The following is a 9,373-nucleotide window of genomic DNA, read 5'->3' on the forward strand; positions in this document are numbered from 1 at the left end:
GCAGAGGCCCATAGGGAAAAAATAAAAACAAAAAAATCCAGGAGGTACGGTCCAAAAGGAACATAACGAAATACCCCGAAATCAATGAAAGTAGCAGGTGTATAAAATGAAATTACTGGAAATTCATTAAAAGCCCGGTCGAGAGAAAAAAGAATCGATCGGGCTTAAACTATTTCTGCTGAAAAATCTGTTTGACTGCCCTGCGGTCTGCGCGAGCCGTGAAAGCAGAAAAGACGCTGTAGCCCCGAAAGAAACGAGAGCATACAGCGTCCTTTTTATTTTATGAAATTGGATGAGATTCTGCCTATATAATACGATTCTACCATTAAGGGGTGTACTTTTTGGGACAAAATAGATACTATAATTCTGAAAGGGGGAAGTATTTATGGACCTTGTGAAAATCGGAAGCTATATTGCAGAAAAAAGAAAAAAACTTGGTATGACTCAAAAACAGCTTGCTGAGAAACTGGGTAAGAGTGATAAGTCAGTTTCCAAATGGGAACGTGGGATTTGTTTACCAGATGTGTCTGTGTATTTAGAATTATGTGAAATATTAGGCATCAGTCTAAATGAATTTTTGGCAGGTGAAGATATTGAGGTAACTAATGTAGAAAAAAAATCGGAAGATACACTGATACAGATATCAAAAGATAGTAGTCATAAACAGCGTTATTTAAAGAAGATTATTGCTATACTTCTTATTGCTGTGGGAGTATTTGCTATTACTCTTGGAATCATGGTATGTAATAAATTGCGGCAACCACAAAATTATATAGAAGCAGTAGACCCGGATAGTGTAGAAATGAAAACGGCTGAATTGTTGTCCGGAATTGATGGAACCATGATGTTTCGATACAATTCAAAAGATACATTTCAAGCATTATACGTTTACTTGTCAGAATATCATTCTGGAAAACGAGTTTCTCATAAACGAGTTTTGGAACTTTCCTATGAGGACGTGAAATCTGCAAAAAATGGATTGATTGTCATCACTCCGGATTTTGATAATTTTACTGCAAAGCTTATTGCAGCAGATGAATATTCAAAATATATGACAGAAACGCCAATCTTGGAAGGTGTTGCAAACAGAGAATATTATGGAAGATCTGCGACCTCTATAGAGAACAAAAGCACGATAGAGTACGGAACAGAGCAAGGATTGGCAGCACTGATCTATGGCGAACAAGGAGTGAGTTCGTTGCCGATACAGGACATTACAGGAGAATACATAGATACAGATAATGAGTATATGTATTATTATTCGGCTGAGTTTGTAAAATAAGAATAGCAAAAGTGAGAAGAGGATATCACAAATCATTGTTTTGATAATTCGGTGGTATCCTCTTTGTGGATTTCAGAATTTGTTTCTCAGCTTTCGGTATTCTCTCGGCGAATATCCTTTCAACTTGTGAAAAAGCCGACTGAAATAAAGCTGGTTATCATATCCGATAATCTTAGAAATCTCATTGATGGAATAAGTTGTTGTTTCAAGTAACATCTGAGCATTGTTGATGCGGATTCCCACAATAAATTGCATTGGTGTAGAACCGGTATATTTTTTGAAATTTCGGATAAACCAGCTGACACTCATGCCTCGTGAGGCAGCATAATCATCAATATTGATATTTTGATTGTAGTTTTCACTGAAAAAGGTAACAGCATTATCCATCTCATGATCAAGATATTCATTTTTTAATATGTGCTCTCTTGTCAGTTCCCGGTGGAAACTGATCAGAAGATGACGTAGCAAAAGGACGAGCATTTCCTCATAATTATCTTGACAGCGTTGGAGCTCGATAATAATACGCTTGAAAATTTGTTCATATTCATTAGATGTACCCACTTGAAAGACACGTTCTTTATCCTGAAATCCATATTGACGTAAGATATTTTTCACATTGCTTCCTGTGAAGTGAATCCAGTATACTTCTGCCTTATCTTCTCCGTAATATTCATATTTCTGAAGTTCTTTCGGTCTGTACAGTACAATGTTGCCGGCTGGAACAATCGTTTCGTTATTTACATTATCAAAATGAAAATGCCCACAACCAGCAGTGATATATATAATCTGATAATCCAGACGACCCCTTGGACGGTAGGTAGGAAGTTTGGGATGTCTGGAAAGACGGTAAGTACCACAGCTACCTACAATCAGCGGACGACTTTTGTCTTTGAAATCCATATGTGAGTGGTTCAAATAACCGGTGTTCAAATACATAGGACAGCACCTCTTTTCACACTTTTTATCATTGTATCATTTAGTGCATATTTTGTCTAATCCAATTTATAGACATGTTTTGCGGATTAGGATAAGCTATATATAGCATAACTAAGGAACGTAAACAAAAAAGTAAAGTATAAGGTTTGCTTTAGGGAAACAAAGAACAAAAAAGTATATGTATTGGAGGAGAGTTATTTATGATCGTACCACGTTATTATGAAAATCTAAGCGTACTGCACGAAAACACAATGCCAGCCAGAGCCTATTATATTCCGGCATCCAAAAGAATGGATAACTTGGTGGAACACAGAGAAGAATCAGATCGTATGCAGTTATTGAATGGAACTTGGAAATTCCAGTATTTTAACAGCATCTATGACATTCAGGATTCTTTCTTTGAGAAGAATTATGATACAGAAAATTTTGATGAGATTCAGGTTCCAAGTGTATGGCAGATGGCAGGATATGATACACACCAGTATACAAACATCCGGTATCCGTTTCCGTTTGATCCACCATATGTGCCACAGGATATTCCGTGTGGAGCTTATGTACATAATTTTGAGTACAGCAGAGATGAGAAAGCATCAAAAGCTTTTTTGAACTTTGAAGGAGTAGACAGCTGCTTTTATGTATGGATCAATGGCTCTTACATAGGATACAGCCAGGTTTCACATATGACCAGTGAGTTTGATGTTACCGATGTACTTCAGGATGGAACGAATACGGTGGCAGTGTTGGTAATGAAATGGTGTGATGGTTCCTATTTGGAAGATCAGGACAAATTCCGTATGAGTGGTATTTTCCGGGATGTGTACATTTTGAAACGCCCAAAACAGGCAATCAGTGATTATCATATTAAAACAAGAATTGAGGATATGCTTGCGAAAGTAGAAATTGAAATGAAATTCTACTTTCCCTTAAATGTAAAAATTTCGATTGAAGATAGAAACGGAGCAGTTGTAGCACTAGGAAGTATTGCTGAAGAAGGAACAGCTGTATTAGAAATTGCAAGTCCGGAACTTTGGAATACAGAAAATCCATATCTATATAAACTGATTCTTGAAACAGAGAATGAAGTAATTGTAGATCACATTGCATTAAGAAAGATAGAGATTAAAGACCAGGTCATTTACCTAAATGGACAGAAGATTAAATTCCGTGGTGTCAATCGACATGATTCCGATCCGGTTACTGGATTTACAATCAGTCTGGAACAGCTCACAACCGATCTTACGTTAATGAAGCAGCATAATTTTAATGCGATCCGTTCCAGCCACTATCCGAACGCACCATTTTTCTATGAAATGTGTGACAAGTATGGATTCATGGTAATAGATGAAGCAGATATTGAAGCTCATGGTCCATTTATGATCTACAGAAAAGAAGACACTGATTACAATCGGTTCAAACGATGGAATGAGAAGATTGCAGATGATCCGGTATGGGAAGAGGCAATCGTTGATCGCGTAAAACTCATGGTGGAACGTGACAAAAACCGTTTCTGTATTGTTATGTGGTCAATGGGAAATGAGAGTGCTTATGGCTGCAACTTTGAAAAAGCACTGGAATGGACAAAGAATTTTGATCCAGACCGCATCACACAATATGAGAGTGCAAGATACCGTAATTATGATGAAACATATGATTACAGCAATCTGGATGTGTACAGCCGGATGTACCCGGCGCTTTCCGAAATTCAGGAATATCTGGATAAAGATGGAAGCAAACCCTTCCTTTTGGTAGAGTACTGTCACAGCATGGGAAACGGACCTGGAGATTTTGAAGATTACTTCCAGATGATTCAGGATAATGATAAAATGTGCGGCGGCTTTGTCTGGGAATGGTGTGACCATGCGATTGCTCATGGAACTGCTGAGAATGGAAAGACTATATATGCTTATGGGGGCGACCATGGCGAAGAAATTCATGATGGCAACTTCTGTATGGATGGATTAGTATATCCGGACAGAACGGTACATACAGGACTTTTGGAATACAAGAATGTTTATCGCCCGGCAAGAGTTATTTCCTATAACAAAGAAAGCGGAGAACTGGTGCTTCATAACTACATGGATTTTGATGACTTGAAAGATTATGTGAAGATTAGTTATGAGCTGACACAGGATGGTCTTGTGATCAGCAAAGGCATACTTCCGGAGTTTTCTGTGGCACCACACGGGGAAGGAAAAACAAACCTGAAGATCAATGTTCCAGAGAATGGGAAATGTTATTTAAAACTTATTTACCATCTGAAAAAAGAATTGCCACTGTTGAATGAAGACCATATTCTTGGATTTGATGAAATTGAGGTAAGTAAAGAGGATACAAAATGTAAACTTGCAGAGAAATGGATACCAAAAACAGTAGTGGACTCTGAATTACAGGTAAATGAAAATGATACACAGATTCATATCAAGGGGCGTGAATTTGCTTATACCATAGACAAACGTACTGCACTCTTTACAGAGATGAAATTCGCAGGGCGGGAATACTTGAACCATCCGATGGAATTAAATATTTGGAGAGCTCCAACAGATAACGATATGTACATCAAGTCTGAATGGAAGAAAGCCCACTATGATAAGGCTTACACAAGAGCCTATACGACAGAGGTTGTGCAGGGAAAACATGGTGTGAAGATTACAAGCCATGCTTCCGTTGTGGCAGAGACAGTGCAGAAGATTCTTGATGTGACGATTACATGGAAAATAGAAGCTGCTGGAAAGATTGATGCAGATATTGCAGTAACAAAAGACGATGAATTCCCGGATCTTCCGAGATTTGGTGTGAGGATGTTCCTGGATAAAAAACTTTCAGCTGTAAGATACTTTGGAATGGGACCACAGGAAAGTTATTGTGATAAACATCAGGCTGCGAGCCACGGTTTGTACCGGGCAGATGTAGGGGATTTACATGAGGACTATATCCGTCCACAGGAAAATGGAAGCCATTATGATTGTGAATATGTAGAGCTTAACAACAGCCGATATGGAATTGTGGCATCCGCAGAAAAGGCATTTTCATTCAATGCTTCTTATTATACACAGGAAGAACTTGAGAAGAAAACGCATAATTATGAATTAATAGAATCAGATAGTGTAGTATTCTGTGTTGACTACGCATTAAATGGCATTGGTTCTAATAGTTGTGGTCCAGTTGTATTAGATCAGTACCGATTTGATGATGTATTATTCCGGTTCCAGTTTACGCTGATACCGTATGTAAAGGGATAATAAAGTTTCATGTAACCCGTAAACAAAGAAGGATAGTCTGATTGCAATGTAAAGTCCGGATATACAGAGCAATCAGACAAAAACAGAGAAAAAAACAGAATTAGACATCATACGGTTAGACATATTGAAATTCTAAGTGCGATGAAGATGAGGAGCAAAGAAATTCGATGGAAGAAAAAAAGTATTTGAAATGGTATAACAAAATTGGATACGGATCAGGTGATGTTGCAGGTAATGTAGTCTATGCGTTCCTGACATCTTTTATGATGGTCTATCTGACGGACTCGGTAGGACTTGCTGCAGGTGTCGTGGGTACCCTGATTGCCGTATCAAAACTATTTGATGGTTTTACGGATATATTTTTTGGATCAATGATTGACAAAACACACAGTAAAATGGGAAAAGCGAAACCCTGGATGCTATACGGATACATTGGTTGTGCCATTACGCTGGTCTGCTGCTTTGCAGTACCAGTCAGCTTTGGAACAACGGCTAAATATGCATGGTTCTTTATTTCTTATACACTGTTAAATGGTGTGTTTTATACAGCAAACAATATTGCTTATTCAGCACTTACGTCACTGATTACAAAGAACAGCAAAGAGCGTGTACAGATGGGATCTTACCGTTTTATTTTTGCATTTTCAACAAGTCTTCTGATTCAGGCGATTACAGTTGGATTTGTAGATAAATGTGGTGGAGATGCTGCGGCATGGAGAACGGTTGCTATTATCTATGCAATCATTGGTCTGGTCGTAAATACGATTTCAGCACTTTCTGTTAAGGAACTTCCGGAGGAAGAACTTAATGAAGGAGAAGTAAAGAATGATAATGAAAAGTACGGAATGGTACAGGCATTCAAGCTTCTTGTTAAAAACAAATATTACATGATGATTTGTGGAACATATATTTTACAGCAGTTATATGGTGCCATGATTGGAGCTGGCATTTATTACATGACATGGGTACTGAAAAATAAGAATTTGTTTGGACAATTTGCATGGGCAGTAAATATTCCACTGATCATTGCCCTGATTTTCACACCGACATTAGTTGGTAAGTGGAAAGGTATGTATAAACTGAACTTAAGAGGTTACGTCTTAGCAGTCATCGGTAGAGCACTTGTTGTTGTTGCCGGATATATGGGCAGTGTTCCGCTGATGATGGCATTTACAGCTCTTGCAGCTTTAGGTCAGGGACCATGGCAGGGAGATATGAATGCAGTTATCGCATCTTGCTCTGAATACACTTATCTTACGCAGGGAAAGAGAATTGACGGAACGATGTACTCTTGTACTTCTCTTGGTGTAAAAATCGGTGGAGGTATTGGAACCGCTGTTGTTGGATGGATGCTTGAGTTCAGTGGATATGTCGGAACAAATGCAACTCAGCCACAGTCTGCACTTGATATGATGCAGTTCATGTATCTTTGGCTTCCGTTAATCTTTGATGTATTGATTATGTTTGCACTTTCAAGAATGAATGTAGAAGATGCAAATAAAAAACTGAAAGCAGAAAAAGGAATTGCTGCAGATGAAGTAACAGATGCATTAGACATAAATTAGAATTGACAGGAGAAAGCGTTGTCTGGTCGTTGCTCGATGAGACAGTGCTTTTTTCTATATATAAAGTGATAGAACTGTATTTTGAAAATAAAAAAGGACCACTTCATTTTTGTGAAATGGCCTTAAGAAAATATTCAGTTTTCACAAAATAGTCCTTTTAGTATTTATACATGGTAAGGATGCTCAAAATATTCAGCGTAGAATACTAAAAGGTCATTCAGATATTTTTTTAGGTTGCTCATTTGCAATTCCTCCTTTCCTTATTTACAAGTTGATTATAAGATAGGTGTAAAAGGATTGCTTGCCAAATCGAAAGAAGATATAGACAAATGTTGCAAAGGGGAGTATTTCATGCAGTTAAAATATGTTGACACAAAAGAGGAGATTATAGCAATAAATAGGAAGTCAAAACATATTGAACCACATCTTCATAATGCACTGGAGATCGTTTGTGTAACAAGTGGAGCATTAGAACTTGGTGTCGGACAGGAACTATACCATATGGAAAAAGGAGATATAGGCTTTGTATTTCCAGATGTTATTCATCACTATCAGGTACTGACACCCGGTGTAAATAAAGCGACTTATCTGATCGCATCGCCATTTACGATAGCTAAATTTGCAGATATCATGCAATCCATGGCTCCTGAATACCCAATCATCAAAGCGGAAAAGGTTGAACCGGAGGTATATAGGGCTATAAATGCAATTTTAGAGACAGAACAGTCGGATATTACTGTTGCACAGGCATATCTTCAAATTGTGTTGGCACGCTGCATAGGAAAATTAAATTTGGTAGAAAAGAGCAGTGTGGGGAGCAACGATCTTATTTACCAGACAGTTTCCTATATATCAGCAAATTTCAAGAAGAAGTTTTCGTTGGAAGAGATGGCAAAAGACCTGGGCGTGAGCAAATATGTTTTATCCAGACTCTTTTCCAAGACATTCCATAGAAACTTTAATCAATATCTTAACGATGCAAGGCTGAACTATGCATGCCATCGTTTGGAAAATACGAGTGATTCTATTACAAACATTTGTCTGGATAGTGGATTTGAAAGTCAGAGAACATTTAACCGAGTATTTAAAGAAAGATATAAAATATCACCAAGTGATTATCGAAGTACTTGTGTGAAAGAGATGTTGTCATAAAAGGTTCTGTTGATCGAAATATTTACTTTGATTTTACAGTGCTATGTATTTGATTTCATGTGTGGATGATATAATATAAAAATATTTGTAGAAAAAAATATTGATGAAGTCTACCAATCAGTGTTTTTTGTTGTATAATGTTTTTGGCGTACAGGGTCACTTTCCTTTGTAATGTTTTGGGTCAAATTCTACCCCGATGATGTGCAGAAAGTTTTGTTTGCCAGAACGTTCGGCTGTGTCATCGCTTCGGCATCTTGATCACCTGTACCTCAGGTAAAAGGAGAAGAGAAGCTTAATTTGAGCATGGTAAGCGATGAGATCAAAAGCAAAACGATGTCCTGTCTGTGGTGGTGCTATGAAACAGCAGTTCATTGGATTAAGACATTGCAAATGCGGTATCAGTTGGAAGATATCCGGACAAAGGGTGATATATCCAGTAGAATAGTATAAGAAGGTATGATGGTATGAAGATATTAGTAATTCCTGATGTTCATCTTAAACCGCAGATGTTTAAACAGGCTACAGCTCTTATGCATCAGGGAATTGCTGATCGAGCGGTATGTCTGATGGACATCCCTGATGATTGGGACAAGCAATATAATGTCGGACTTTATGAAGAAACTTATGATGAGGCTATTCGGTTTGCAAAAGCATTTCCGGAAACAGCCTGGTGCTACGGGAATCACGATTTGAGTTATCTGTGGCATTGTCTGGAGAGCGGTTATAGCTCCATGGCTTCAATGACAGTGCAAAGAAAGTTGTTGGATTTGCGAGAGGCTGTTCCAGAAGATAATCCCATTAAATATGTTCAGAGAATAGACAATGTTCTCTTTTCTCATGGAGGCGTACTGAATTTCTTTGTAGAGGAATATGTTCCGCGGGCAAAATATAATGATGTGGATGCTGTGTTAGAGACGATTAATCAGCTCGGAAGAATCGAGATGTGGAATGATGCATCGCCGATCTGGCTGAGACCACAGCATTCAAAAATGAGATTATATAAGCCACGTAAGTTGTTGCAGGTTGTAGGCCATACACCTATGGATGCAATTACGAAAGAGGGAAATCTGATTAGCACGGATGTGTTTTCAACTTACAGAGATGGAAAGCCGATTGGAACAGAGGAGTTCCTCTTGCTCGATACAGTGACATGGGAATACTGCGGAATTAAGATGTAGAATCCGATACGTAATTGGATG

The 9,373-nt window shown here is 38.1% G+C and carries 7 protein-coding genes; 6 read left to right on the forward strand and 1 reads right to left on the reverse strand.

The genetic code is table 11. The features are described 5' to 3' along the window. The first annotated feature begins 385 nt into the window (after positions 1–385). The gene (locus tag DWX00_RS16795) at positions 386–1,282 is read left to right on the forward strand and encodes a helix-turn-helix domain-containing protein (protein WP_055221860.1); all 897 of its coding nucleotides are present in this window, start codon (positions 386–388) and stop codon (positions 1,280–1,282) included. 72 nt (positions 1,283–1,354) lie between these two features. On the opposite strand, the gene DWX00_RS16800 is transcribed toward DWX00_RS16795, so the two are convergent. After that, complete coding sequence (locus DWX00_RS16800) at positions 1,355–2,218, reverse strand: AraC family transcriptional regulator (RefSeq protein WP_055221858.1); 864 nt, start codon at positions 2,216–2,218, stop codon at positions 1,355–1,357. 200 nt (positions 2,219–2,418) lie between these two features. Between DWX00_RS16800 and DWX00_RS16805 the strand changes: the two genes are divergently transcribed. The 5 genes from DWX00_RS16805 to DWX00_RS16825 all read left to right on the forward strand — a co-directional run bounded on the left by DWX00_RS16805 (position 2,419) and on the right by DWX00_RS16825 (position 9,352). Beyond that, positions 2,419–5,457: a glycoside hydrolase family 2 TIM barrel-domain containing protein gene (locus tag DWX00_RS16805; RefSeq protein WP_055221856.1), complete on the forward strand. Its 3,039-nt coding sequence runs from the start codon at positions 2,419–2,421 to the stop codon at positions 5,455–5,457. Between the two features lie 167 nt (positions 5,458–5,624). Then, the gene (locus DWX00_RS16810; protein ID WP_055227850.1) at positions 5,625–7,022 is read left to right on the forward strand and encodes an MFS transporter; all 1,398 of its coding nucleotides are present in this window, start codon (positions 5,625–5,627) and stop codon (positions 7,020–7,022) included. A 351-nt stretch (positions 7,023–7,373) separates the two neighbouring features. Continuing rightward, complete coding sequence (locus DWX00_RS16815; protein ID WP_055227849.1) at positions 7,374–8,174, forward strand: helix-turn-helix domain-containing protein; 801 nt, start codon at positions 7,374–7,376, stop codon at positions 8,172–8,174. A gap of 171 nt (positions 8,175–8,345) precedes the next feature. Beyond that, on the forward strand, positions 8,346–8,432 hold the full coding sequence (locus tag DWX00_RS20750) for a helix-turn-helix domain-containing protein (RefSeq protein WP_117762139.1): 87 nt from the start codon (positions 8,346–8,348) through the stop codon (positions 8,430–8,432). Between the two features lie 206 nt (positions 8,433–8,638). After that, complete coding sequence (locus tag DWX00_RS16825) at positions 8,639–9,352, forward strand: metallophosphoesterase (RefSeq protein ID WP_055221852.1); 714 nt, start codon at positions 8,639–8,641, stop codon at positions 9,350–9,352. Positions 9,353–9,373 lie beyond the last annotated feature (21 nt).

It is taken from the genome of Blautia sp. AF17-9LB (assembly GCF_003479185.1).
GTDB classification, from domain to species: domain Bacteria; phylum Bacillota; class Clostridia; order Lachnospirales; family Lachnospiraceae; genus Fusicatenibacter; species Fusicatenibacter saccharivorans.

Excerpts from the sequence above, each read along its gene's own strand:
- DWX00_RS16805 (WP_055221856.1), top strand. The coding sequence starts at position 2,419 with ATGATCGTACCACGTTATTATGAAAATCTAAGCGTACTGCACGAAAAC.
- DWX00_RS16800 (WP_055221858.1), bottom strand. The coding sequence starts at position 2,218 with ATGTATTTGAACACCGGTTATTTGAACCACTCACATATGGATTTCAAA.
- DWX00_RS20750 (WP_117762139.1), top strand. The coding sequence starts at position 8,346 with ATGTTTTGGGTCAAATTCTACCCCGATGATGTGCAGAAAGTTTTGTTT.
- DWX00_RS16815 (WP_055227849.1), top strand. The coding sequence starts at position 7,374 with ATGCAGTTAAAATATGTTGACACAAAAGAGGAGATTATAGCAATAAAT.
- DWX00_RS16810 (WP_055227850.1), top strand. The coding sequence starts at position 5,625 with ATGGAAGAAAAAAAGTATTTGAAATGGTATAACAAAATTGGATACGGA.
- DWX00_RS16795 (WP_055221860.1), top strand. The coding sequence starts at position 386 with ATGGACCTTGTGAAAATCGGAAGCTATATTGCAGAAAAAAGAAAAAAA.
- DWX00_RS16825 (WP_055221852.1), top strand. The coding sequence starts at position 8,639 with ATGAAGATATTAGTAATTCCTGATGTTCATCTTAAACCGCAGATGTTT.